At 65.6% G+C, this 24,796-nt stretch carries 22 protein-coding genes and 1 pseudogene; 8 read left to right on the top strand and 15 right to left on the bottom strand.

Translation table 11 applies throughout. The features are described from left to right. Positions 1 to 78 precede the first annotated feature (78 nt). Positions 79 to 552: a GNAT family N-acetyltransferase gene (locus ACO6D5_RS10120; protein WP_485825282.1), complete on the bottom strand. Its 474-nt coding sequence runs from the start codon at positions 550 to 552 to the stop codon at positions 79 to 81. Between ACO6D5_RS10120 and ACO6D5_RS10115 the strand changes: the two are divergent. Next, a pseudogene (locus tag ACO6D5_RS10115) lies at positions 519 to 614 on the top strand (hypothetical protein); the annotation flags it as partial. The gene ACO6D5_RS10120 and the pseudogene ACO6D5_RS10115 overlap by 34 nt on opposite strands. A 143-nt stretch (positions 615 to 757) precedes the next feature. Here ACO6D5_RS10115 and ACO6D5_RS10110 read toward each other — a convergent pair. Together ACO6D5_RS10110 and ACO6D5_RS10105 are read right to left on the bottom strand one after the other, a co-directional pair. Beyond that, the gene (locus ACO6D5_RS10110) at positions 758 to 2,173 is read right to left on the bottom strand and encodes a sigma-54-dependent transcriptional regulator (RefSeq protein WP_485825280.1); all 1,416 of its coding nucleotides are present in this window, start codon (positions 2,171 to 2,173) and stop codon (positions 758 to 760) included. After that, positions 2,170 to 4,029, bottom strand: coding sequence for a sensor histidine kinase (locus tag ACO6D5_RS10105; RefSeq protein ID WP_485825279.1), 1,860 nt, complete (start codon positions 4,027 to 4,029; stop codon positions 2,170 to 2,172). Before ACO6D5_RS10105 ends, ACO6D5_RS10110 begins: the two co-directional genes overlap by 4 nt. A gap of 405 nt (positions 4,030 to 4,434) precedes the next feature. Here ACO6D5_RS10105 and ACO6D5_RS10100 point away from each other — a divergent pair, with 405 nt between their 5' ends. Beyond that, positions 4,435 to 5,781, top strand: coding sequence for a dicarboxylate/amino acid:cation symporter (locus ACO6D5_RS10100; RefSeq protein ID WP_485825278.1), 1,347 nt, complete (start codon positions 4,435 to 4,437; stop codon positions 5,779 to 5,781). A gap of 84 nt (positions 5,782 to 5,865) precedes the next feature. Here the strand turns inward: ACO6D5_RS10100 and ACO6D5_RS10095 are convergent, their stop codons facing one another. From ACO6D5_RS10095 to ACO6D5_RS10065, 7 genes are all read right to left on the bottom strand, one after another. Beyond that, entirely contained in the window at positions 5,866 to 6,489 is a 624-nt protein-coding gene (locus ACO6D5_RS10095; RefSeq protein ID WP_485825277.1) for a Maf family protein, read from the bottom strand. A gap of 34 nt (positions 6,490 to 6,523) precedes the next feature. After that, a complete protein-coding gene (gene rlmH, locus ACO6D5_RS10090) occupies positions 6,524 to 6,994 on the bottom strand; it encodes a 23S rRNA (pseudouridine(1915)-N(3))-methyltransferase RlmH (protein ID WP_006227569.1) in 471 nt (156 codons plus the stop codon). A 9-nt stretch (positions 6,995 to 7,003) separates the two neighbouring features. Further along, on the bottom strand, positions 7,004 to 7,408 hold the full coding sequence (gene rsfS, locus ACO6D5_RS10085) for a ribosome silencing factor (RefSeq protein ID WP_006227568.1): 405 nt from the start codon (positions 7,406 to 7,408) through the stop codon (positions 7,004 to 7,006). 74 nt (positions 7,409 to 7,482) lie between these two features. Beyond that, positions 7,483 to 8,070: a nicotinate (nicotinamide) nucleotide adenylyltransferase gene (gene nadD, locus ACO6D5_RS10080; RefSeq protein ID WP_315528508.1), complete on the bottom strand. Its 588-nt coding sequence runs from the start codon at positions 8,068 to 8,070 to the stop codon at positions 7,483 to 7,485. Beyond that, positions 8,067 to 8,978, bottom strand: a complete 912-nt coding sequence (gene hemF / locus ACO6D5_RS10075) for an oxygen-dependent coproporphyrinogen oxidase (protein ID WP_485825276.1) — start codon at positions 8,976 to 8,978, stop codon at positions 8,067 to 8,069. Before hemF ends, nadD begins: the two co-directional genes overlap by 4 nt. A 14-nt stretch (positions 8,979 to 8,992) precedes the next feature. Then, on the bottom strand, positions 8,993 to 10,300 hold the full coding sequence (gene purD / locus ACO6D5_RS10070; protein ID WP_485825275.1) for a phosphoribosylamine--glycine ligase: 1,308 nt from the start codon (positions 10,298 to 10,300) through the stop codon (positions 8,993 to 8,995). Between the two features lie 71 nt (positions 10,301 to 10,371). Next, positions 10,372 to 11,103 carry a YebC/PmpR family DNA-binding transcriptional regulator gene (locus tag ACO6D5_RS10065; protein ID WP_169270478.1) on the bottom strand — a complete coding sequence of 244 codons (732 nt, stop codon included), beginning with the start codon at positions 11,101 to 11,103 and terminating at the stop codon, positions 10,372 to 10,374. A gap of 162 nt (positions 11,104 to 11,265) precedes the next feature. On the opposite strand from ACO6D5_RS10065, the gene ACO6D5_RS10060 reads away from it, so the two are divergent. From ACO6D5_RS10060 to ACO6D5_RS10050, 3 genes are all read left to right on the top strand, one after another. Then, on the top strand, positions 11,266 to 12,795 hold the full coding sequence (locus ACO6D5_RS10060; protein ID WP_315528501.1) for a helicase HerA-like domain-containing protein: 1,530 nt from the start codon (positions 11,266 to 11,268) through the stop codon (positions 12,793 to 12,795). Positions 12,796 to 12,915: 120 nt separating this feature from the next. Next, a complete protein-coding gene (locus ACO6D5_RS10055) occupies positions 12,916 to 13,983 on the top strand; it encodes a tartrate dehydrogenase (RefSeq protein ID WP_315528499.1) in 1,068 nt (355 codons plus the stop codon). 32 nt (positions 13,984 to 14,015) lie between these two features. Beyond that, positions 14,016 to 15,002, top strand: a complete 987-nt coding sequence (locus ACO6D5_RS10050; RefSeq protein ID WP_315528497.1) for a hypothetical protein — start codon at positions 14,016 to 14,018, stop codon at positions 15,000 to 15,002. A gap of 28 nt (positions 15,003 to 15,030) precedes the next feature. Here ACO6D5_RS10050 and ACO6D5_RS10045 read toward each other — a convergent pair whose 3' ends face one another. The 5 genes from ACO6D5_RS10045 to ACO6D5_RS10025 form a co-directional block, all read right to left on the bottom strand. After that, positions 15,031 to 16,647, bottom strand: coding sequence for a DHA2 family efflux MFS transporter permease subunit (locus tag ACO6D5_RS10045; RefSeq protein WP_315528496.1), 1,617 nt, complete (start codon positions 16,645 to 16,647; stop codon positions 15,031 to 15,033). After that, complete coding sequence (locus tag ACO6D5_RS10040; RefSeq protein WP_315528495.1) at positions 16,644 to 17,837, bottom strand: HlyD family secretion protein; 1,194 nt, start codon at positions 17,835 to 17,837, stop codon at positions 16,644 to 16,646. Before ACO6D5_RS10040 ends, ACO6D5_RS10045 begins: the two co-directional genes overlap by 4 nt. Positions 17,838 to 17,859: 22 nt before the next feature. Next, the gene (locus ACO6D5_RS10035) at positions 17,860 to 19,311 is read right to left on the bottom strand and encodes an efflux transporter outer membrane subunit (RefSeq protein ID WP_315528493.1); all 1,452 of its coding nucleotides are present in this window, start codon (positions 19,309 to 19,311) and stop codon (positions 17,860 to 17,862) included. 109 nt (positions 19,312 to 19,420) lie between these two features. Continuing rightward, positions 19,421 to 19,927: a MarR family winged helix-turn-helix transcriptional regulator gene (locus ACO6D5_RS10030; RefSeq protein ID WP_485825274.1), complete on the bottom strand. Its 507-nt coding sequence runs from the start codon at positions 19,925 to 19,927 to the stop codon at positions 19,421 to 19,423. Positions 19,928 to 19,958: 31 nt separating this feature from the next. After that, on the bottom strand, positions 19,959 to 20,849 hold the full coding sequence (locus tag ACO6D5_RS10025) for a DMT family transporter (protein WP_485825273.1): 891 nt from the start codon (positions 20,847 to 20,849) through the stop codon (positions 19,959 to 19,961). 73 nt (positions 20,850 to 20,922) lie between these two features. Between ACO6D5_RS10025 and ACO6D5_RS10020 the strand changes: the two genes are divergently transcribed. The 3 genes from ACO6D5_RS10020 to styD all read left to right on the top strand — a co-directional run bounded on the left by ACO6D5_RS10020 (position 20,923) and on the right by styD (position 24,730). Further along, entirely contained in the window at positions 20,923 to 21,903 is a 981-nt protein-coding gene (locus tag ACO6D5_RS10020) for a DMT family transporter (RefSeq protein WP_315528489.1), read from the top strand. Positions 21,904 to 21,955: 52 nt separating this feature from the next. Beyond that, positions 21,956 to 22,945, top strand: a complete 990-nt coding sequence (locus ACO6D5_RS10015; protein WP_006227552.1) for a quinone oxidoreductase family protein — start codon at positions 21,956 to 21,958, stop codon at positions 22,943 to 22,945. A gap of 273 nt (positions 22,946 to 23,218) precedes the next feature. Next, positions 23,219 to 24,730 carry a phenylacetaldehyde dehydrogenase StyD gene (gene styD / locus ACO6D5_RS10010; RefSeq protein ID WP_485825272.1) on the top strand — a complete coding sequence of 504 codons (1,512 nt, stop codon included), beginning with the start codon at positions 23,219 to 23,221 and terminating at the stop codon, positions 24,728 to 24,730. Positions 24,731 to 24,796 lie beyond the last annotated feature (66 nt).

Raw genomic sequence — 24,796 nt, 5'->3', positions numbered from 1 at the left:
GCAATAAAGAAACCCCCTCGCGGCTGGCGCCGCGAGGGGGTTTTGCGTTGGGGCAGGGAATGGGAGCGGGTGTTTGCGTTAGTGATCTTCGGGGTTAATCAGCGCAGTCAGGACGTGATCGCACCAGGCCCCATTGATTTGCAGATACGACCGTGCCTCTCCTTCGCGCTGGAACCCCAGACTGGCCAGGACGCGGGCGCTGCGCGTGTTTTCCGGACGGTAATTCGCCATGATCCGGTGCAGCTTCATGTTCTGGAAGACGTGCGCGATTGCGGCAGTCAAACCTTCACGCATCAAGCCTTGGCCCTGCCATCGTTCGGCAATCGAATAGCCCAAATGGCACGCCTGGAATGCGCCGCGGACGATATTGTTGAAGTTGCAGACGCCAATCAGCTCATCGGCGTCCTCGCCGAACAGCAGCAGGTGCAGCGATTCGCCTTTGGCGTTCCGCTGAGCCATCCCTTGCAGCCGTTCGGCGACGGCATATTGTTCAAAGAAGGCAGCATGGCGTAGCGGTTCCCAGGGCTGCAGATAGTCATGGTTGTCCAGCAAATACGTACGCACGCTGGCGGCATGGGATACGGCTGCAGGGACAAGTCGTAGCCTTGGGGTGACGAGCGCTTGGGCGGGGAAAGCGAGTGGACGGGGGATCACGAGGCCTTGTTTGTCGAGGTAAGGGCAAGGGGGATCACGGTGCCCTTTCTGCCGGGGATGGGTTCCCGGTTGAAATGCATGGCGAAAAATGGGCTTGGGCGGGTCAATCCGGGCTGCGCAGGTATTGTTGGCGATCGATGCCGTGGCGTTGGAGCTTGTCGTAGAAGGTCTTGCGGGGAATGCCCAGCGACTCCAGCGTGGCTTTGATATCGCCGTGATGCGCGGAAAGCGCGTCGCGTATGAGCTGCGCTTCGAAGCGCTCGATCCGTTCCGGCAGGCTTTGTGCGGCGTCGTGCGCAGGCTGCGTTTCCAGCGAGGGGCTGTTCAACACGCCCAGGACCACGCGTTCGGCGAAGTGTGCGAGTTCCCGCACATTGCCCGGCCAGTCGTGCGTCATGACATATTGCTTGATCGCCGCGGGCATTTCCGGAATGTCGCGGTGGAAGCGGCGCGATGCGTGGCCGAGGTAGTGTGCGAAGAGCAGCGGGATGTCGTCCCGGCGTTCGCGCAGGGGCGGGATGCGGATGGTGACGACATTCAGCCGGTAGAACAGGTCTTCGCGGAATTTGGCGCGGATGGCGGGGCTGCCCAAGTCTTCCTTGGTGGCGGCAACGACGCGCAGATCCAGATTGCGGACGTCATTGCTGCCGAGCGGGGTGATCTGGCGCGATTCCAGTACGCGCAGCAGCTTGACCTGCACGGCCAAGGGCATGCTTTCGATTTCGTCCAGGAATAGGGTGCCGCCGCTGGCGTGTTCGATACGGCCGATGCGCTTTTTCTGGGCGCCGGTGAAGGCGCCGGGCTCATGTCCGAACAGTTCGCTTTCGATGACGCTTTCGGGCAAGGCGCCGCAATTGATCGCGACCAACGCGTGATGGCGGCGGCGGCTGAGCCGGTGGAGCGCAGTGGCCACCACTTCCTTGCCGGTGCCCGTTTCGCCTTCGACCAGCACGTCGACATCGGCGTCGGCGATATGGCGCAGTGTCTGCTTGATGCGTTGCATGGCAGGCGTGGTGCCGATGAAAGGCACTTCGTCGGCTTCGACCGCAAACGCGGCTTCTCGCAGACGCCGGTTCTCCAGGATCAGGCGCCGTTTTTCAGCGGCGTGCGTGATCGCGGTAAGAAGCCGGTCGGGGGGATACGGCTTGGCCAGGAAGTCGTAGGCCCCGTCGCGCATGCATTGCACGGCGGTGGCGATATCGCCGTGGCCCGTGATGAGGATGACGGGGAGTTCGGGATCGATATCGCGCAGGCGGTGGAACAATTGCAGGCCATCGATATCGGGCATGCGGATGTCGGTTACGACGACCCCGTCGAATTCGCGGTGCAGATGGGGCAGCGCGGCGCGAGCCGAGACGTGCGCTTCCACCGTCATGCCGTGCAGTTTCAGGGTTTGGACATTTGCCCGCCGCAGGTCCTCGTCGTCGTCGATGAAGACGACGTGAGGCTGGGTGGGTTTGCCGAGTGGCTCCCCTGTCGAGGGGGAGGGGGAAGCAAGCGGAGCAGGGGCGCGGGTCATGGCGTAAAGGCCGGAAGGGACGTTCCGGGGGCTGCCTTATGCAGCGTCAGGGTGAACATGGCCCCCTGTTGGGGGCCGTGCGGGGTGGGGAAGCCCGGGTCGCTGGGGTGCGCCGCGCGCAATTCGCCGCCGAATTCGGTGACGATGTCGCGGCAAATCACCAGTCCCAGGCCAAGGCCTTCCGGTTTGCTTGTGTGAAACGGCGTGAACAGGCGTGCTCGGGCGGCCGGCGTCAGGCCGGGGCCGTTGTCACTGACATGGACCTGCACAGTTGCGCCCAGGTCTTCAAGCGCGACGATGACACGGCCGTCCGGCCGGCCTTCAAGCGCTTCGAGCGCGTTTTGCAGCAGGTTGACCAGCACCTGTTCCAACCGTACGCGGTTGGCACGGACTAGGCAGTCTTGTCCATCCAGCGGGCGCTGCAAGGTGACGCCTTGGCGGCGGGCGCGAGGGCCGACCAGCAGCAGGGCGCCATCCAGCGCTTCCTTCAGGCTGGTGGGGCCCACCGAGGCGCCGGCCTTGCGGGAGAACGCGCGCAGTTCACCGGTGATGTGGCCGATGCGTTCGGTCAGCGAGGCGATGGTGCCCAGGTTTTCCTGTGCGGAACCGGCATCCGCGCGCCGGAGGAATTCGGACGCGTTGTCCGCGTAGGCGCGGATGGCTGCGACCGGTTGATTGATCTCGTGCGCGACGCCGGCGGCGACCTGGCCCAGCAAGGCAAGTTTGTTGGCTTGCACGAGTTCATCCTGCATGGTGTGCAGCCGGGCCTCGGTGCGCTGGCGCTCGTCCATCTCGTCCGTCAGTTGTTCATTGACCGCCAACAGCTGGGCGGTACGTTCGTCCACCAACGAGGCCAGCTGCGCCTGGATGGCGGCTTGCTGTTCCGTGCGTTCACGCTGGCGATGGCGCCGGACCAGCACGATGCCGAGGGCGGCAGCCAGCAAGCTCAAGGCCAGCAGGACGCCCAATTGCGCGTTGGCGCTAGCCTGGTTCATTGCCGTTTGCACGGGGGACAAGAGGTGCAAGGTCCAGCCCGGCGATTCCACGATGGGCAGCGTCGTGTGCAACAAGGGCGCGCCCTTGGGCAATGGCGGCAAGGCGTCATCGGCGCGCACCAACTGGCCGGTGCTGACTGGCGCAAGCGGTGGGGACAGCGGTAGGGGGCGGAACTGCGCGTCGCCAAACTGCAGGCTGGTGCGCAAGCTTTGCGCCATGTCAGGCGCAAGCGGAGCCAGGACATCGAAGCGCCAGCCGGGGATGCTGCCCAGCAGCACCACGCCGTGTTCGTCGGTGACGAAGATGGGCGCGCTGGACTGGCGCCAGTCGGATTCCAGGTCGCGGAAATCCACCTTCAGCACGATGACGCCCAGCAGCGCGCCGTTGCTGTCGTCGATGCGCCGGGACAGATACAAGCCGGCTTCGTGGCTGACGGTGCCCAACGCGAAGTGTTCCGCGAAGCCGCGAGTGACGGATCCTTGGAAGTAAGGCCGGAACTGGTAATCCACGCCGACGAAGGTCGCCGGTTCGCGCCAGTTGCTGGCGGCGATGGCCAATCCCTTCTTGTCGAGCAGGTAGATGGCCGACGCGCCCACGCCATGGCTCAGCGTATCGAGTTTTTCGTCCAGCGATTCGATCTGCGCGGCAGAGGCTCCCTGCAGGGCCGCCCGCACGTCCACGTCGCGCGTCAACACGAAGGGCAGCGCCCTGAACTTGTCCAGATTGTTGCGGAGCAAGGCAGCATTGAGCTGGCCGGCGGCGCGCGCTTGCACGGCGGCGGCCTTGACCGCGCCATCGCGCGCCCATTGCGTTGCGACATGCAGCACGCCGAAGACAAGGGCGATTGTGAACAGGGCCATGACCGTGCGCGCGAGCCACGACCCGTTCGCAGACGAGCGTCGCTGCTGCAGTGGCACGGCGGTGTGGTCCCAGCCCGGGCGGGCAGGCGGTGGGGAGGCGGGGCGGGTAGGCATGGTGTGTGCGGTTTTCCGCACATTCTATCCGGTTTTTGTGTGATTTTTCGCCGAATTTGTCTGCCTCTAGGCGATCGGGTAACTGGGAAGTGCCTAGATATCAAGGGCTTGCCCTCAAAGACTTACCCTTTCCCACCCTGGCACGGCTTTTGCGTATATCGAGTCAAGCCTGGGATGACTGCCCGGTGAAATGGGCTTGCGGAGATAACGCAAAGCCACAAAACAGATAACGCTCCGTCGCCCGCCGCGCTCAGCCGCCCGGGGCAAGGGGCATTGGTGGGGACAAACCCAATGATCGACGTGGATCACGACGCGCCTGCGCGCAAGCTCAAGTTCTATCAAATCCTCTATGTCCAGGTGATTTTCGCCATTGTGGTCGGCATTTTGCTGGGCGCGTTCAAGCCTGAACTCGGCCAGCAGATGCAGCCGCTGGGCGACGCCTTCATCAAGCTGGTGAAGATGATCATCGCCCCGGTGATCTTCCTGACTGTGGCGTCCGGCATCGCCGCCATGAGCGACCTGAAGAAGGTCGGCCGCGTGGCGGGCAAGGCCATGCTGTATTTCCTGATCTTCTCGACGCTGGCCCTGATCGTGGGCATGCTGGTCAGCCACCTGGTCCAGCCGGGCGCCGGGATGCATATCGACCCCAAGACGCTGGACGAGAAGGCGGTGGCGACGTACGTGGCCAAGGCGCACGATTCGACGATTACCGGCTTCCTGATGAACATCATCCCGACGACGATCTTCAGCCCGTTCGTGGGTGGGGACATTCTTCAGGTCCTGTTCGTGGCGGTGCTGTTCGGCATCGCGCTGGCGATGGTGGGCGAGCGCGGCAAGCCCATCCTGAACTTCATGACGGCCCTGGCCCAGCCGATCTTCAAGCTGGTCGCCATCCTGATGAAGGCGGCCCCGATCGGCGCATTTGGGGCGATGGCCTTCACCATCGGCAAGTACGGCATCAAGTCGGTCGTGAACCTGGCGATGCTGGTAGGCACGTTCTATGCCACTTCGGTGCTGTTCGTGGTGGTGGTGCTGGGCCTGGTCGCCCGGTACAACGGCTTCTCGATCCTGAAGCTGGTGCGCTACATCCGTGAAGAACTGCTGCTGGTGCTGGGCACGAGTTCGTCCGAGGCAGCGCTGCCCACCTTGATGCAGAAGATGGAGCGCGCCGGGTGTTCGAAGTCGGTGGTCGGCCTGGTAGTGCCCACGGGATACTCGTTCAACCTGGACGGCACCAATATCTACATGACGATGGCGGCGCTGTTCATCGCGCAGGCCTGCGATATCCCGTTGTCGCTGGGGGATCAGATCCTGCTGCTGGCGGTGGCGATGCTGAGCTCCAAGGGCGCCGCCGGGGTGACGGGCGCGGGTTTCATCACCTTGGCCGCGACGCTGTCCGTCGTGCCGTCCGTGCCGATCGCGGGGATGACGCTGATCCTGGGCGTGGACCGCTTCATGTCGGAATGCCGCGCGCTGACGAACCTGGTCGGTAACGCGACCGCCGCCGTGGTGGTCGCCCGCTGGGAAGGCGAACTGGATCAGGAACAGCTGCATGCGGCGCTTGACGGCCAGGCGCCGGCGCTGCCCGACGCCGGTCCGGCCGCCGAAGCCCCGACGCCGTTGAGCCATACGGCGTAACTCGCAGCCACTGCCCTGCAATGAAAAATCCCCCGGGCCGGAAGGCTGCGGGGGATTTTTGTTGGTCGTGCGGGAAGGGCTGCGTCAGGGAGTCTGGATGCCCGCAGCTCGCAATAGATTGGCCGTTTCGAACAGCGGCAAGCCCATTACGCCCGTGTAGCTGCCGGAGATGTGCGAGATGAACGTGCCGGCCAGCCCCTGGATGCCGTAGGCGCCGGCCTTGCCGAAGGGTTCACCGCTGTCGCAGTAGCGGCCGATTTCTTCTTCGTCGAGGTCGCGCATGCGGACCTGCGTGATCGAAACGGCTTCCAGCAGTTGATCGCCTGTCCAGACGGCGACGGCGGTATGCACTTCATGGGCCGCCCCGGACAGGGCGCGCAGGATGCGTAGGGCGTCGTCGCGGTCGGCCGGTTTGCCCAGCACGGCACCCTCCAGGATAACGGTGGTGTCGGCGGCCAGCAGCGGCAGGTGGGGCAGGGCTTGGCTGTTCATCCAGTCGCGTCCGCGCAACGCCTTGTCGCGCGCGGTGCGCCGGACATAATCGGCCGCGCTTTCGCCTGGATGCTGGGGTTCGTCTTCACCGGGCGGCGCCGGCACCCGCAGGACTTCATGGGCCACGCCGATCTGGGTCAGCAATTCGCGTCGCCGGGGACTGGCTGAAGCAAGATAGAGGCGGGCGGGGGAATCGGAGTCGGCTATCTGGCTCATGCGGGATCAGGATGGGCGCCGGCCCGGCCAGCGGTCAGGCGCGGTGGTAAGGATGGTTGGTCATGATGGCCCAGGCCCGGTAGAGCTGCTCGGCCAGCACCACGCGCACCATGGGGTGCGGCAGCGTCAGGGACGACAGGCGCAACTGGCCGCTGCAGGAGGCTTTCAGGTCGGGGTCGAGCCCATCCGGTCCACCGACGAGGAAGGCGACATCCTGTCCGCCCGCCCGCCATTGCTCCAGCTTTTGCGACAAGGCCATCGTGGTCAAGTCGCGTCCGCGTTCGTCCAGCGCCAGGCGCAATGCGCCGGCGGGCAGCGCGGCTTCGATGCGCTTGGCTTCCGCCGCCATCATCTGGGCCGGCGTCTTGCCGGTGGTACGCGGTTCGGGCTTGATCTCGCGCAGTTCAAGCGCGCAGTCGGCCGGCAGGCGTTTCGCGTAGTCGGCCCAGGCGGTTTCTACCCAGTCCGGCATCCGCGTGCCCACGGCCGCAACGATCAGTTTCACGGCAGGAACTCAGCTTTCGGCGTCGTCGTAGCCGCTGTCGGTGGGGATCGGCGCCGCCCGGGTGGATTCGGGCAGGAGCTTCACGCGCACCGGCTTGCCGCCCCAGATCTCTTCCAGGTTGTAGTACTGGCGGATCGCGGGCTGCATGATGTGCACGACGACGTCGCCCAAGTCGACGACGACCCATTCACCGGTGTCTTCGCCTTCGATGGTGATGCCGGACAAGTCCAGCGCACGGCCGCTGTCGGCCACGCTGGAGGCGAGGGCACGGGTCTGGCGGTTGGAGGTGGCGCTTGCAATCACGACGCGATCGAACAGGCTCGTCAGATGCGTGGTGTTGTAGACCTTGATGTCTTGCGCCTTGACGTCTTCGAGGGCATCGATGACGGCGCGTTGGAGTTTCGTTATATCCATAGCTGCAAATATAACCCGCGGACGGACGGCGGATGCCGGCTCCGTGGCGCTTTGGGCGCCCGGCGGGTGTGGGTTTATCGGTAAAGCTTGTGCGCCGCAATATACGCGGCGACAGCGGGGGGCAGCAGGCCGTCGGTGGACTCGCCGGCAGCCAGGCGCCGGCGGATCTCGGAGGCGGACACCGCCATGGGGGCAAAGGGCAGTTCTTCCAGGCTGTGCCCCTGCTCGCCCAGCCAGGCGGCCAGTTCGGCTGGGGGCGTCAATGGGGTGCCGGGACGGGTGGCCACCGCCAGGTCAACCAGGCTGGCGATGTCGCGCCAGTTGCGCCAGGTGCAGAAATTGGCCAACTGGTCGGCGCCCAGCAACCAGACATAGCGCGCGTCCTGGGGCAGGGCGCGCAAGGTGTCGATGGTGTAGGTGGCGCCGCCGCGTTCGATTTCAATGGGATTGACGGCAAGGCCATCATGGCCGGCGATCGCCAGCTCAAGCATGTCGCAGCGCTGTTCGCCAGTGGCGTGCAAGGCTGCGCGTTGCCAGGGATTGGCGGCCGGGATCAGTTCGACGGCCGCCAGGCCGAGGGTTTGCAGGGCGTTTTGCGCCAATGCGAGATGTGCGACGTGGACGGGGTCGAAGCTGCCGCCCAGGAGACCGACGCGTTTCAAACCCAGTCCCGCGGCGTCAGGTAGGCGGCGAGCTCGGCCTCGGGAGTGCCGGCTTCCGGCTGCCAATCGTAACGCCACTGCGCAAGTGGCGGCATGGACAGCAGGATCGATTCCGTGCGGCCGCCCGATTGCAGCCCGAACAGCGTGCCACGGTCGAATACCAGGTTGAATTCGACATAGCGGCCACGGCGATAGGCCTGGAAGTCGCGCTCGCGCTCGGCATAGGCAAGTTCGCGCCGGCGTTCCACGATAGGCAGATAGCTGGGCAGGAAGGCGTCGCCGACCGACCGCGTCAAGGCGAACGAGGCGTCGAACCCCGGCGCATTCAGGTCGTCGAAGAAAATGCCGCCGATGCCGCGGGTTTCATTGCGGTGCTTGAGGAAGAAGTATTCGTCGCACCAGCGCTTATAGCGCGGGTAGTATTCGGCGCCATGCGCGGCCAGCGCATCCCGGCAAACCGTGTGGAAGTGCCGGGCGTCTTCTTCGAAGGGGTAGTAAGGGGTCAGGTCGATGCCGCCGCCGAACCAGAATACGTCGGATTCCGCGTGGCCAGGGCGCGCCGCTGCCATGAACATCCGCACGTTCATGTGCGTGGTGGGCACATAAGGATTGCGCGGGTGCAGCACCATCGACACGCCCATGGCTTCCCAGCTGCGGCCGGCAAGCTCGGGACGATGGGCGCTGGCCGACGGGGGCAGCTTCGTGCCCTTGACGTGGCTGAACAGCACGCCCGCCCGTTCGAACAGCTTGCCGCCTTCAAGCAGGCGCGACAGGCCGCCGCCGCCTTCTGGCCGGACCCATTCATCGGCGCGGAAGGCACCGCCTTCCGCTGCTTCCAGGGCGCCGACGATGCGGGCCTGCAAGCCGGTGAAGTAGTCGCGGACCGAGGCGACAGGCAAGGCGTTCATCTATCGCTTTCCGTTCAGGCGTGGGACTTGGGCTTTTGCTGCGACGGCTTGAGCGCGCGCCAGCCGATGTCGCTGCGGTACTGGCGGCCATCGAAATGGATGCCGTCGATGGCTTCGTACACGCGGTCGCGCGCCATCTTGACCGAGTCGCCCAGGGCCGTGACGCACAGCACGCGGCCGCCGGTGGTCTTGGTGTCGTCGCCGTCGAGCTCCGTGGCGGCATGGAAGACCATGCAGTCTTCGGCGTCGGCAGGCAGGCCGCGGATGACGTCGCCGGTGCGCGGGGTGTTGGGGTAGTTGTGCGAAGCCAGCACCACGCCAAGCGCCGTGCGGCGGTCCCAGACGATGTCGGCCTGGTTCAGCGTGCCCTCCACGGCGTGCTCAAGGGCATCCAGCAGGTCGCTCTTGACGCGCATCATGATGGGCTGCGTTTCCGGGTCGCCCATGCGGCAGTTGAATTCCAGGGTCTTGATGGCGCGGTCGGGATCATCGCCGGGGGCGATCATCAGGCCGGCGTACAGGAAGCCCGTGTAGGGAATGCCGTCGCGCGTCATGCCCTGCACGGTCGGCAGGATGATTTCGCGCATGATGCGGTGATGGAGTTCCGGCGTGACAACGGGAGCGGGCGAATACGCGCCCATGCCGCCCGTGTTGGGGCCTTGATCGCCATCCTGCAGGCGCTTGTGGTCCTGGCTGGTGGCCAGCGCCAGCACGTTGCGGCCGTCGCACATGACGATGAAGCTGGCTTCCTCGCCCACCAGGCATTCTTCGATGACGACGCGCGCGCCGGCGGCGCCCATGGAGCCGTCGCCCAGCATGGCGTCGACGGCGGCGTGGGCCTCTTCCAGCGTGGCGGCGACCACGACGCCCTTGCCGGCGGCCAGGCCGTCGGCCTTGATCACGATCGGGGCGCCTTCCTTATCAATATAGGCGTGGGCCAGGGCCGGATCGGTGAAGGTCTCGTAGCGGGCGGTCGGGATGTTGTGCCGGACCATGAAGGCCTTGGCGTAGTCCTTCGAGCTTTCCAGCTGCGCAGCGGCTTTGGTGGGGCCGAAGATTTTCAGGCCACGGGCGCGGAACACGTCCACGACGCCAGCGGCCAGCGGCGCCTCGGGGCCGACGACCGTCAGGGCGATCCCCTCGCGCTGGACGAAATCAGCCAATTCCTCGGCATTGGTGAGCGCGATGTTTTCCATCTGCTCGGCCCGTTGCGTGCCGCCGTTGCCCGGAGCGACGTACACCTTGTGTACGCGCGGGGAGCGGGCCAGCCGCCAGGCGAGGGCATGTTCGCGGCCGCCCGAGCCAATTACCAGGAGTTTCATGTTGCGTGAGTCTGAAGGTTGCCACTGGCGCGCGGGCGGCAACGGCCACCCGTGCGTCAACAGGGTGGGATTTACTGCGCTTCGTCGAAAATGACGGTCGTATAGACTTCCTGCACGTCGTCCAGGCCTTCCAGGGCGTCGAGCAGTTTCTGCATCTTGATGGCGTCTTCGCCAGCCAGTTCGGTCTCGTTCAGGGCCTTCATGACGATGCCGTCGACTTCGGCCTTCAAGCCCGCGTCATCAAAAGCGCGGCGCACGGCGGCGTAATCAGCCGGCGCGCAAACGACTTCGATCACGCCTTCCTCGTCGGTCAGGACGTCTTCGGCGCCTGCTTCCAGCGCGGCTTCCATGACCTTGTCTTCGGGCGTGCCGGGGGCGAACACGAATTGGCCGCAGTGCTTGAACATGAAGGCCACCGAGCCTTCCTGGCCCAGGTTGCCGCCGTTCTTGGCGAAGGCGTGGCGGACTTCCGCCACGGTACGGGTGCGGTTGTCGGTCATGCAATCGACGATGACGGCCGCGCCGCCGATGCCGTAGCCTTCGTAGCGGACTTCCTCATAGGCGTCGCCGTCGGCGCCGCCGGCGCCACGCTGGATGGCGCGCTGGATGTTGTCCTTGGGCATGTTGGCGTCGGTCGCCTTGTCCCAGGCCATGCGCAAGCGCGGGTTGCTGTCCGGGTCGGGGCCGCCGGCGCGCGCCGCCACGGTGATTTCACGAATGATCTTGGTCCACAGCTTTCCGCGCTTGGCGTCTTGACGCCCTTTACGGTGCTGAATATTGGCCCATTTGCTGTGTCCGGCCATGGCTTCCCAGGAGAAATTGTCTGCAAAAAAGGCATTTTACCGTGCCGGCGGCCCGCGCGCCCGGCAGGCAGGCGCCTGTGTCCTTATTGCCACGCGCACAAGCCGGGCGGCAGGCTCTACACTTGGGCATCCCCTCTGATTCCCTGGTCCGGAGCGCTGCACATGCCCAACCCCATCGTCATTGCTAAAAATGCACAGGCCGAGTTGGCGCTGCTGCCCGCCCTGGCCAACCGGCATGGATGCATCACCGGCGCCACCGGCACCGGCAAGACCGTCACCCTCCAGGTGCTGGCCGAGTCCTTTTCCCGCATCGGCACGCCGGTCTTCATGGCCGACGTCAAGGGCGACCTGACCGGCATTTCCCAGGCGGGCGCGGCCAGCCCCAAACTGTCCGAGCGCTTGAAGAGCCTGGGCCTGGCCGAACCGGTCTGGGGCGCCAGCCCGGTGACGCTGTGGGACGTGTTCGGCGAGCAAGGGCTGCCGGTGCGGGCCACCATTACCGATATGGGTCCGCTGCTGCTGTCGCGCATCCTGGAACTGAACGACACGCAGGAAGGGGTGCTGACCCTGGTGTTCAAGGTGGCCGATGACGAAGGTCAGTTGCTGCTGGACTTGAAAGACCTGCGGGCCATGCTCCAGAACGTGGCCGACCGCTCGGCCGAGCTCAAGACCCGCTACGGCAATGTGTCGTCGGCCAGTGTCGGGGCCATCCAGCGCGGCCTGTTGGCGCTGGAGTCCCAGGGCGCCGAGAAATTCTTTGGCGAACCCATGCTGGACGTGGCCGATCTGATGCGTACGGACGCCCAGGGCCATGGCATGGTCAACGTGCTGGCGGCCGACAAACTGATGCAGGCGCCGCGCCTGTACGCCATTTTCCTGCTGTGGCTGCTGGCCGACCTGTACGAAAAGCTGCCCGAAGTGGGGGACATGGACCAGCCCAAGCTGGTGTTCTTCTTCGACGAGGCGCATCTGCTGTTCAACGACGCGCCGCCGGCGCTGCTGAACAAGATCGAACAGGTCGTGCGCCTGGTCCGGTCCAAGGGCGTGGGCGTTTATTTCGTGACACAAAACCCGCTGGACATCCCCGATACCGTCCTTGGCCAGTTGGGCAACCGTGTCCAGCATGCCTTGCGGGCGTTCACCCCGCGCGACCAGAAAGCCGTCAAGACGGCTGCGCAGACGATGCGCCCCAATCCGGGGCTGGATATCGAAGCGGCCATTACCGAATTGGGCGTGGGCGAGGCCCTGGTGTCCCTGCTGGACGCCAAGGGGCGGCCCATGCCGACCGAGCGCGCTTTCATCGTGCCGCCGGCCAGCCGGATCGGTCCGGCGACGGATGCCGAGCGTCAGGCGCTGCGCCAGGGCAGCCCGATGGCGGCCAAGTACGAAAAGGCCGTCGACCGCGAATCCGCCTATGAAGTCCTGGCGGGCCGCGCTGCGGCGCCGGCCGATCAGGTGCAGACCAAGGGGGCGCCGGCCAAGCCGGCTGCGGGCGCCGAGCCCCCGGCCGAGGCGTCGGGGGGCGGCCTGATGGACAGCCTGAACGACGTGCTGTTCGGATCAACCGGTCCGCGGGGCGGCAAACGCGACGGCGTTGTTCAAACCATGGCAAAAAGCACGGTCCGTTCGATTGCCCGGGAGCTGACGCGGGGCATATTGGGGTCTTTGCTGGGCTCCAAGAGCCGGCGCTGAAACCGCCTCGCGGTTAGTCGAAAATGGCGACACCACCGTTTTGTAACGGGGGGTGTTGCGGCGCGCCCGTTTATGCCTATGATTCTGGGCGGTCTATCAAAGGAAAAACAAGGAAACGTGGTGGCTAAGAAACACAAGATTGCGGTAATTCCAGGAGACGGGATTGGCAAGGAGGTCGTGCCTGAAGGCTTGAAAGTGCTGGATGCCGTCGCGGCGCGCTTCGGCATTGATTTCCAGTGGGATCATTTCGACTGGAGCTGCGACTACTACGCCACGCACGGCAAGATGATGCCGGACGACTGGAAGGCGCAGATCGGCCAGCACGAAGCGATATTCTTCGGTTCTATCGGTTGGCCCGCCACGGTGCCGGATCACGAGGCCCTCTGGGGCTCGCTGTTCAAATTCCGTCGCGAATTTGATCAATACATCAATTTGCGGCCAGTCCGCCTGATGCCTGGCGTGCCGTCCCCGTTGGCGGACCGCAAGCCGGGCGACATCGATTTCTTCATCGTCCGCGAGAACACCGAAGGCGAATACTCCAACAGCGGCGGCCGCCTGTTCGAGGGAACCGAACGGGAAGTCGTCATCCAGGAAAGCGTGTTCACGCGCGTCGGCGCCGACCGCGTGCTGAAATTCGCCTTCGAACTGGCCCAGAAGCGCGGCAAGCACCTGACTGCCGCGACCAAGTCCAACGGCATTTCGATTTCGATGCCGTGGTGGGATGAGCGAGTGGCCGACATGGCCGGGAACTATCCGGACGTGCGTTGGGACAAATATCACATCGACATCCTGTGTGCGCATTTCGTGCAACATCCTGATTGGTTCGACGTGGTGGTGGCTTCCAACCTGTTCGGCGACATCCTCTCCGACCTGGGGCCGGCGTGCACCGGGACGATCGGCATCGCCCCGTCGGCGAACCTGAATCCGGAGCGCAAGTTCCCGTCGCTTTTCGAGCCGGTGCACGGTTCGGCGCCCGACATCTACGGCAAGGGCATCGCCAACCCGATCGGGCAGATCTGGAGCGGCGCCTTGATGCTTGATTTCCTGGGGTACCCGGAGGCGTCGGCCGCGGTGGTGAAAGCGATCGAATCCGTGTTGGCTGACGGCCCGCGCACCCGGGACATGAAGGGCAACGCTTCGACCGTCGAAGTCGGCAACGCGATCGCGTCGCTGATTTCCGCCGGTTAGGCGGCAGCCGGTACGGCCAGCCAGGCGAGTCGATGGAAAACTCAATCACCCCCTTGCCCGCCGCCCCGCCTGTGGGCGGAGGGCGGGCCGACCGCTTTGTGCGCAAGCTGTTCCGCCTGCTGCGTTCGCGCACGCAAAGGCATAACCAGCATCTGTGGCCGTTCGTGCGCATCTGGCGGGATCGGGCAGGGGTGATTTGCGGTTTCCGCGCCTTTGGCCGGTCGCTTCCCGTCACGCCCCTGGCGCAAGGCTACGACCGCGCCGATGAAACGGTGCATTTGATCCTGAGCGGCCCGTCGGTTGCTCAGATTCCCTACGACCAGTTGGACATCCGTGTCGCGATGGGCGTGAACGGCGCGATCGCGCTTGCACGCAAGTTCGACCTGCCGTTCAAGTATTACTGCATCATTGACCAGAACTTCGTGCGGGACCGCATTGATCTGGTGCGCGAAATCGTCGGACGCGACCTGACGCTGTACGTGTTCCCCGAGGTGCTGCGCTACATCATGCAAGGCATCCCGCAGGACGAGATCCGCTGCCGGATCTGCATCATTGAACTGATCTCCGAAAGGGCCTACCAGCGCAGCGCCGCGCCCGCCATGCTGAAGCGGATTGCCGCGGCAACGCCGGATGTGCAATTGCTGGATGCCAAGCAAGGCATGGGTTACAGCTTCGATGCCTCGCTGGGCGTGTTCGACGCCGACACGGTGGCCTATGCCGCCTTGCAGGTGCTGGTGTCTGGAGGCGCCCGCCAGGTGTATGTGCACGGCCTGGACCTGACCGTGCAGCACGGCCTGCGTTTCTACGACGAGGGCGCGCAGCCCCAGTCCAGCCGCCTGGCACGCAAGTTCGCGAACCTGATCGAGCCGTCGTTCCGGTTTGCGGCGGCCCAGTGGCGCGCCCGTGGCGTGTCGGTGTTCAACCTGTCGCCGGTCAGCGCCTTGTCGGCCGACATCATCGAACGCAAGGATTGGCAGGTTCTGTTGAAAGAGGAATCGGCCATGCAAAAGGGCGCCTGAGAAGGCGCCCTTTTTTTCGGCCATGCGGTCAGTGCGCGCCGGCCGCCGCTTCGGCCGCGCCGCCGCCTCCGGCCTTGGTGGACCGGGGGCGGGCAAACCAGACCAGTCCGGTCAGCATCAGGAAGATGATCGCCGAGGCGTAGAACACGTCCACCGCGGACATGGTGAACGCCTGTGCGTTGATCAGCCCGTCCACCATGGTCAGGGCCTGCTGGTGCGACATGCCCAACCCGTTCTGCAAGGCATTGAGCGTCTGGTCGAACGCCTGCTGTCCAGGCTTGGCGATTTCGGTCAGCTGCGAGTGATGCATGGTGGCGCGGTTTTCCCACAGCGTCGTGGCGATTGAGGTGCCGAACGCGCCGGCCGTCAGGCGCAGGAAGTTCGACAGGCCCGAGGCCGCGGGGATGCGCCACGGTTCGATGCTGGACAGCGTGATCGAGGTCAGCGGCACGAAGAACGCCGCCATCGCCGCGCCCTGGATGATCGTCGGGATCATCAGCGTGCGCACGTCGGTCTGGGTGTTGAAGCCCGAACGCATGAAGCAGACCAGCGCGAAGATCAGGAAGGCCACCGTCACGATCTGGCGGGGATCGCGCGTTGCGAGCATCTTGCCCACCAGCGGCGTCAGCAGGATGGCCAGCAGGCCCACCGGCGCCGTCACCAGACCGGCGTAGGTCGCCGTGTACCCCATATTGCTTTGCAGCCACAGGGGCAGCAGCACGACGTTGCCGAAGAAGACGCCGTACGCCACCGCCAGCGTCAGCGCGCCGACCGTGAAGTTGCGGATCTTGAACAGGCGCAGGTCGACGACGGGGTGCGCGTCAGTCAGTTCCCAGATCAGGAAGAAGACGAAGGCCACGAAGGCGATCGCGGCCAGCGCAATGATGGTCGGGCTGGCGAACCAGTCCAGTTCCTTGCCTTTGTCCAGCATGATCTGCAAGGCGCCGACCCAGACGACCAGCAGCACCAGGCCCAGCTTGTCGATGGGCAGCTTGCGGGTCAGGGACTCGCGGTTGCCGTAGATGCGCCAGCTGATCCAGGCCGCGAGCAGGCCGACCGGCACATTGATGTAGAAGATCCAGGGCCACGTGTAGTTGTCCGAGATCCACCCGCCCAGCAATGGCCCGGCAACGGGCGCGACCAGCGTGGTCATGGACCACACCGCCAGCGCCATGCCCGCCTTGGACTTGGGGAAGCTGGCCAGCATCAGTGTCTGCGACAGCGGAATCATGGGGCCGGCGACCGCGCCTTGCAGCACGCGGAAGGCGATCAGCGCTTCAAGCGAGGGCGAAAAGCCGCACAGCCATGAAGCCAGCACGAACAGCAGCGTCGAAATCAGGAACAGGCGTACCTGGCCGAAGCGCTGCGTCAGCCAACCGGTCAGGGGCACCGTGATGGCGTTGGCGACGGCGAACGAGGTGATGACCCAGGTGCCCTGGCTGGAACTCACGCCCAGGTCGCCCGAGATGGTGGGGATGGACACGTTCGCGATCGAGGTGTCCAGCACGTTCATGAACACCGCGGTGGACAAGGCGATCGACCCGATGATGCGGGTCGCGCCTTCCAGCGGCGGGTAGGTGCCTGCCGGCAGGACCGGCGGCACGTCGGGCGCGCCAGCGCCCGCGGGCTGGGCGGTCGTGCTCATGATGCCAGGTTGTCCTGGATGATTTTGGTGATCATGGTGTCGACTTCATCGTGCGCGGGTTCGAAGGCGCGGGTGGACCAGGCCGGTTCCTTGCGGGAGGCTTGGGTCAGCGGCTCGCCTTCCTGCTTGCCCACGTCGACTTCCACGTCCATGGAAAGGCCGACGCGCAGCGGATGCGCCTTCAGGTCTTCGGGGTCCAGCGTGATGCGCACGGGCACGCGCTGCACCACCTTGATCCAGTTGCCGGTGGCGTTCTGCGCGGGCAGCAGGGCGAAGGCGCTGCCGGTACCGGCATCCAGGCCCGAGATCTTGCCGTGGTACGTCACCGCGCTGCCGTACAGGTCGGCCACCATCTTGACCGGCTGGCCGATGCGCATCTTGCGCAGCTGGCCTTCCTTGAAGTTGGCTTCCACCCAGACCTGATCCAGCGGAACCACCGTCATCAGCGCATTGCCGGGGGCGACGCGCTGGCCGACTTGCGCGCTGCGGCGGGCGATGACGCCGCTGACAGGCGCCGGCAGCACCGTGCGGGACTGCGCCAGCCAGGCATTGCGCAGACCGGCCGCGGCCTGAAGCACGTCGGGATGGTTGGCAACCGTCGTGCCCTGCGTCAAGGCCTGGTTGGTGGCCAGCTTGGCGCGCGATGCGGCCAGCGAGGCGCGGGCTTGCGCCAGGCCGGACTGGGCGGACTTCAGGGCGGCCTCGGCGTGCAGGATTTCTTCACCGCTGACGCCGCCGGACTTGGCCAGTTGCTGGCGGCGAGTGACGTCGCTTTGCGCGCGGGTCAGTTCGGCCTGGGCGCGCATGATGTCGGCGTTGCGCAGATCGACGTCGGCAGCCAGCGCGTCGTTCTGCACGTAGTAGGTGCGGACCTGGCGCACCATCTGCGCCAGTTTGGCCTGCGCCTGCTGCAGGGCCACGTCGGTGTCGGCGGGATCCAGGCGCACCAGCGGCTGGCCGGCAACGACGGTTTCGGTGTCGTCGGCTTCGATGGCGATGACCGTGCCGGGCACTTGCGGCGTGATCTGCACCAGGTTGCCGTGCACGTAGGCGTCGTCGGTGCTTTCGAAGTGGGCGCCGAACAGGGCCCACCAGATGCCGTAGGCGATGGCGACAAGAATGAAGGCGCCGGTGGCCAGCAGCAGCAGGCGTTTACGGGCGGGGTTGGTCGTGGGGGTGGCAGCGTTCATGACGTCTGAATCCGGGGATCGTTCAATGAATGGGGTTCGTGGCGGGCGTGGAGGGCGCCTGGGCGGCAGGCGTGGCGCCTGGCTCGGTCCCAGGGACATAGCCGCCGCCCAGCGCGTTGGCCAGATTGGCATCCAGCTGATAAGCGCGGATGCGCAGGTCGGTGTCCAGGCGGGCCTGGGTCAGCACGCCGGTCTGCGCGATGAGCACGGTGATGTAGTTGCCCAGGCCGGCCTTGTAGCGGTTCACCGCCAGTTCATAGGCGGCTTCGATCGCTTCGCGGGCCTGGCGTTGCTGCGCCCGTTCCTGATCCAGCAGGCGCAAACCGTCCAGCGCATCGGCCACTTGGTGCACGGCGTCCAGCACGGACTGGTTGTAGTCCGAGACGGCCAGATCGGCGTCGGCGCGGCGGCCCGCCAGGTTGGCGTTCAATTCGCCGCCGTGGAAGATGGGCAGCGTGATGGCCGGACCGAAGCCGGCGGTGCGCGCGGCGGCGCCCAGCAGGTTGCCGGTGCCCAGGGCCTGGAAGCCGGCGAAGGCAGTCAGGTTGACGTTGGGGTAGAACTCGGCCTTTGCGGTATCGATGGCGCTGCGGGCGGCCTCGGCACGCCAGCGTGAGGCGACGACGTCGGGGCGGTGGCCCAGCAGGTCCAGCGGGATTTGGGCCGGCACCACCCCTGCGGGGGCGGTCAGGTCCACGGCGACGAGCGATTGGCCGCGCTGCGGGCCCGCGCCGGTCAGTGCGGCGACCTGGTTGCGCAACTGCGCCAGCGTCGTCTCGGTCTGCGTCAACTCCACGCGGCCGGCGGCCAGCGACGATTCCGCCTGTTTCACTTCCACCTGGGTGTCCAGGCCGGCGGTGTAGCGACCTTGCGTCAGGGACAGCACGTCGGCGCGTTGCGCGATCACACGCTTGAGCACGTCGCGCTGGGCAAAGGCGTTCTGCAGGTTCAGATAGGCGCGGACCGTGGCGCTGGCCAGCATATTGCGGGCGGCTTGCGCATCGGCGACGGCCGCTTCGCGCTCGGACACGGCCGACTTCAGCCGCGACCGGTTCTTGCCCCAGAAGTCCAGCTCATAGCTGAAGTCCAGCGCCAGCCGGTTGTCGCTGACGACGGAGCCGCCCAGCGGGGCCGGGTAGATGTAGTCCGACGAGAGGTGCTCACGCGTCAGCGAGTAATCGGCATCCACGCGCGGCATCAGCGGCGCGCGGGCCGTACTGACGGCGGCATTGGCTTTGGCCAGGCGAGCTTGCGCGGCGCTCATCGACGGGCTGTTGGCCAGCGCTTCGTCCATGAGGGCATTGAGTTGGGCGTCGCCGTACCGCTGCCACCATTGCGTATTCGGCCAGGCCGTCTCCTGGCCGGTCAGCCCCAGTTTGGCCGCATCCAGCGCCGCAACGGGCTCAGACCCGGGTTCCATCAGTGCGCAACCGCTCAGGGCCAGCACCAATACGGTAGAAAGAAGGCGTTTCATCCTGACTGTTTGCTGAAAGTAATTGATTAATCTGTATTTGCCTAGGCAAATATTATGCCAAATAAAACCCCAAGGTGAATGGGGCGGGGCGCGCAGGGAGAGAGCGCCGTCAGCGTTCAGGCGCGGTGCTGGAAGCGGAGCCGTTGGCGATCATGCGCCGCATGAAGTGCATCAGCTGGGTGACTTCGTCAGCCGAAAAACCACGCAGGTGATGGTTCAGCGAACGCGCGATATTCGGGGGGATTTCGCGGGCCTTGGCTTCGCCCAGTTCCGTGAGTTCGATCTTCACGACGCGGCGGTCTGTCTGGCTGCGCGTGCGGCGCAGCAGGCCTTTGGCCTCGAGGCGGTCCAGCGCGCGGGTCATGGCGCCCGTGTCCATGTCATTTAACCGCGCCAGTTCGGCGGGGGTATCGGCACGCCCCAGGAACACCATGGCCAGGGGGCGCCATTGCATGGCGGTCAGGCCGAGCGGGGACATTTCCTGGTCCAGCATCCGGTTCAGGGAATGATAGGCAAGCTTGATCAAGTAGCCGGCGTTGTCTTCGGCCATGCAGCGGGTGTCGCCGCGGTAGTGGACAGGAGTATCGGACGACGGCGGGGAAATTTCGGCATTCATGCGCCGAATTTTACTGCCTAGTCAGTTATTGTCAAGGCTGCGTTTTTGGAGCCGGACCGGCTTCCACGGCCGCGCTCTTGCGCAGGCCCGACCAGACGATGGCGGCCACGATGAGGGCAGCGCCCGCCATCATGCGCGGCGTGGGCTCCTGGCTGAAAAGCGCCCAGGCGAAGGCAATGGCGTAGACGGGTTCCAGGGCGATCACCAGCCCGGCGGTACGGGCGTTCAGGCGGGTCAGGCTGGAGACGAACAGGTAGTGCGACAGGCCCGTGCAGAAGATGCCCAGCAAGGCCAGCCAGAACCAGTCCACGGCGGGCAGGGCGGGCAACTGGCCCACTGCGAACGGCACCATGACCAGCGCCACCACCACGTTCTGCCAGCAGGCCACCTGCATCGGGTCCATGCCGGAGGCCGAGCGCCGGTTGCTCAGGGCCAGCAGGGCGAAAGTCAGGCCGGACAGCAGCCCCCATGCCAGGCCGATCGTGCCCTGGTCCGCGAAGTCGAAAGACGGCGTGACCAGGACCAGGCCGGCGGTGACCAGTCCCAGCAGCATCCACTCGGCCGCCCGGATGCGTTCCCGGAAGATCAGGCCTTCGAACAACGTGATAAAGGCGGGGAAGCTGGCGAAGCCCAGCGTGGCGATGGCGATGCCGCCGACCTTGACCGAAATGAAGAAGGTGACCCAGTGCGTGGCCAGCAGCGCCCCGGCGATCACCAGCACGAACAGCTGCGCGGGCGTCAGGACGCCCAGCAGGGGCTTGCGCCGCATGCGGGCGAATATGCCCAGCGAAATCACCGCGAAGATCGCCCGCCCCAGCGTGATGACGGCGGCGCTGGCCTGGATCAACTCCCCGAAGACGCCGGTCAGGCCGAATAGCACGGCGGCAAAATGGATTTGGGTCAGAGCGCGTTGTCGGGTCATGCGTAGGGGGATTTGATGCCAAAAAGCATAGAGGGACGTGCAAATCGCTTTGCACTGAATCTAAAATCATCGCATGAATCGTCTTGCCAAGTTTTTGCCGCCTTCCTGCCTGTCCGGCCGCGCGGCCGGAATCCTCATGGCGACGCTTGGCGCGGTGCTGTTTTCGGCCAAGGCGATCGTCGTCAAGTTCACCTACCGCTACGGCATCGACGCGGTGACGCTCATCGCCTTCCGCATGTTGTTCGCCATGCCGTTCTTCGCGGCGGTGGCCTGGCATCAATCGCGCCGCGCCGCCCGCGGCGAAATCGTGGTCATGACGGCCAAGGAACGCGCGCAGGTCATTGTGCTGGGCCTGCTGGGCTACTACCTGTCCAGCTTCCTGGATTTCCTGGGCCTGCGCTACATCACCGCCAGCCTCGAGCGCCTGATCCTCTTCCTGTCGCCGTCGCTGGTCGTGCTGCTGTCGGCGTTCTGGTTCAAGCGTCCGGTCGAGCGCCGGCAATGGCTGGCCATGGTGCTGTCCTACGCGGGCGTGGTGCTGGTGTTCGCCCACGACCTGTCCTTTGGCGGCGGGGGCGAGGTGCTGTTAGGGTCTTTGTTCGTTTTTGGCTCGGCGGCAAGCTATTCTGTCTACCTGATTTGTTCTGGCGAACTGATCAAGCGGGTCGGCCCGACGCGCCTGGTGGCTTATGCCATGCTGGTGTCGTGCGTGGCCTGCATCATCCAGTTTTTCGTGATTCATCCGCCGTCGATGCTGATTCAACCGGCCGGGGTCTACGGATATTCCGTGATCCATGCCACGCTGAACACGGTGGTGCCGGTCTTCATGCTGATGTGGGCGGTGTCGCTGATTGGCGCGCCCACGGCGTCGCTGCTGGGCATGGTGGGGCCGGTGTCGGTGCTGTTCCTGGCGTCGTGGTTCCTGAATGAGCCCATCACGGTATGGCAGATGGCAGGGACCGCGTTGGTGCTGGCCGGTGTGTTCGCCCTGATGGGCGTTGGCGCCGGCAAGCAGGCGTCCGCCACGCCGCGCGAGGCCCGCCCGCCGCGCTGAAGTCCGGTTTTCTCGGTTACACCCCATTTTTTTCCCATCAAAGGAGGCCAGCATGGCCAGCAATCTCGTCAAGGCAATTCGTATCGAGCAGCACGGTGGTCCCGAAGTCCTGAAGCTGGTCGAGGTGGAAGTCCTGCCGCCCGCCGCCAATGAAGTCACGATCGAGCAGCACGCCGCCGGCCTGAATTTCATCGATATCTATTTCCGCACGGGCTTGTATCCCCATCCGCTGCCGCACGGGCTGGGCTTCGAAGCCGCCGGCGTGGTCACCGCCGTGGGCGCAGACGTCAAGCACCTGAAGAAGGGCGACCGCGTCGCCTACGGCCAAAGCCCCATCGGCGCCTACGCCAAGGCGCGCAACGTGCCCGCCAACCAGGTCGTCAAGGTGCCCAAGGGCATCGGTTTCGATGAAGCCGCCGCGCTGATGCTCAAGGGCCTGACGGTGCAGTACCTGTTCCGTCAGACCTATCGCCTGCAAGGCGGCGAAACCATCCTGTTCCATGCGGCCGCTGGCGGTGTGGGCCTGATCGCTTGCCAATGGGCCAAGGCCCTGGGCGTAAAGCTGATCGGCACGGTCTCCAGCCCGGAAAAGGCGGAACTGGCCCGCGCCAACGGCGCCTGGGAAACCATCGACTACTCGCGCGAAAACGTCGCGGAACGCGTGCTGGAACTGACCGGCGGCAAGAAGGTGCCGGTGGTGTATGACGGCGTGGGCAAGGACACCTGGGAAACCTCGCTGGACTGCATCGAGCCGCGCGGCCTGATGGTCAGCTTCGGCAATGCGTCGGGTCCTGTCGCCGGCGTCAACCTGGCCGTGCTGAACCAGAAGGGCAGCCTGTACGTCACGCGCCCGTCGCTGGGCGTGCATGTGAACACGCTGGAAAAGCTGCAAGCCGCATCCGAAGAAGTGTTCGACCTGGTGCTGAAGAAGAAGATCAAGGTCCGCATCGACCAACGCTACAGCCTGGAACAAGTGGGCGAAGCGCAGACCGCGCTGGCCTCGCGCAAGACCACGGGCGCCACGGTGCTGATGCTGGACTGATCGGCGCTATCCGCCGCGCGGGCTCCCTGGCGAGCCCGCAACCGACCGGGCAGGCCGCCACCTATGCGGCCTGCCCGGTTTTTTTATCGCCGGGCCGCCCCAGGGAAAAGCGCCTCCTCGGGCGGCGGCAAGACCATGCGGTTTGCGCGGCGCGGGGGTCTTCTCCGTGCGCCGTCCGCGTGCGCAGAATGACAAATCCCCATGCACGGCCCGACAAGCCAGCCTGCAATGCCGTTGCTATTCTGGCTCCCACACTTTTCGTTGGAGCTTCAGATGTCTTTCCCAAGCGATTCGACCGCCGGCCCCGCAGGGGGCGACCGCCCGGAATTGGGCGCGATCAGGGAATTCATGCTGATCGACGGCAAGCCGGTGCATGAGGGGCAGGGCAATCCGATCCCCGTCTACGACCCCGCCACGGGCCAGGTCATCGCGCATCAACCGGACGCCGGCCCCGCGCAGGTGGACCTCGCGGTACAGGCCGCGCGCCGCGCATTTGCCTCCGGGCCCTGGCACGACATGCTGCCCGCAGGCCGTGAACGTCTGCTGCTGAAGCTGGCGGACTTGCTGGAGCAGCACGGCACTGAACTGGCGCGGCTGGAAACGTTGAACAACGGCAAGCTCCTGGGCATTGCCCAAGGGCTGGAAGTGGGCGCGGGCGCCCAGTGGTTGCGCTACATGGCCGGATGGGCCACCAAGATCACGGGCGACACCCTGTCCTTGTCGATTCCCTTTCCGCCGGGCGTCCAGTACAGCGCCTACACGCTGGCGCAGCCCGTGGGCGTGGTGGGCGCGATCATCCCGTGGAACTTCCCGTTGCTGATGGCGGTGTGGAAAATCGCGCCGGCATTGGCCGCGGGCTGCACCATCGTGCTCAAACCCGCCGAGGAAACGCCGTTGACCGCCTTGCGCCTGGCCGAACTGGCACTGGAAGCGGGCTTTCCGCCCGGCGTCGTCAACGTGATCACGGGGCGCGGCGAAACCGCCGGCGCGGCGCTGGTGGCGCATCCCGGCATCGACAAGATCGCTTTTACCGGCTCTACCGAGGTCGGCAAGCTGATCGGGCGGGCGGCGATGGACGGCATGAAGCGCGTGTCGCTGGAACTGGGCGGCAAGTCACCCGTGATCGTGCTGGACGATTGCGACGTCGATCACGCGGTCCAAGGCGCCGCCGCGGCCATCTTCTTCAACCAAGGCCAGGTCTGCACGGCGGGGTCGCGCCTGTATGTGCAGCAGGGCCTGTACGCCAAGGTCGTGCAGGGGCTGGCGGATGTGGCCGCCAGCCTGACGCTGGGCTCCGGCTTTGACGCGGGTACGCAGATCGGTCCGCTGATCTCGGCCCGGCATCAGCAGCGCGTCATGGATTACATCGGTATCGGCCGGGCGGAAGGCGGCCGCGTGCTGGCGGGCGGCGCCGCGGGCGACGGCGCGGGCTATTTCGTGCGGCCCACCGTCTTCACGGACGTCCGGCAAGACGCCCGCATCGCACAGGAAGAGATCTTCGGTCCCGTCGTCGTGGCGCAGCCGTTCGACACGCTGGACGACGCGGTGCGGCTGGCCAACGACAGCGCCTTCGGCCTGGGAGCCAGCCTCTGGAGCAATGACCTGTCGCGCGTGCAGCGCCTGATTCCGCGCATCGACGCGGGCACGGTCTGGGTCAACACCCACAACATGCTGGATCCCAACATGCCGTTTGGCGGATTCAAGCAATCCGGCATCGGCCGCGAACACGGCCGTGCCGTGATCGAGATGTACCTGGAGAAGAAGTCCGTCTGCATCGCGTACTAGAACGTAGCGGCGCGTCGGCCAAGCCGGGAGATACCGGCGGCGTCGCGTTCGCAAGACCAAGGGGAA

This window comes from Achromobacter sp. (genome assembly GCF_057314935.1).
The sequence above is the reverse complement of the archived record's forward strand: the minus strand, read 5'-3'. Positions and strand labels throughout refer to the sequence as shown.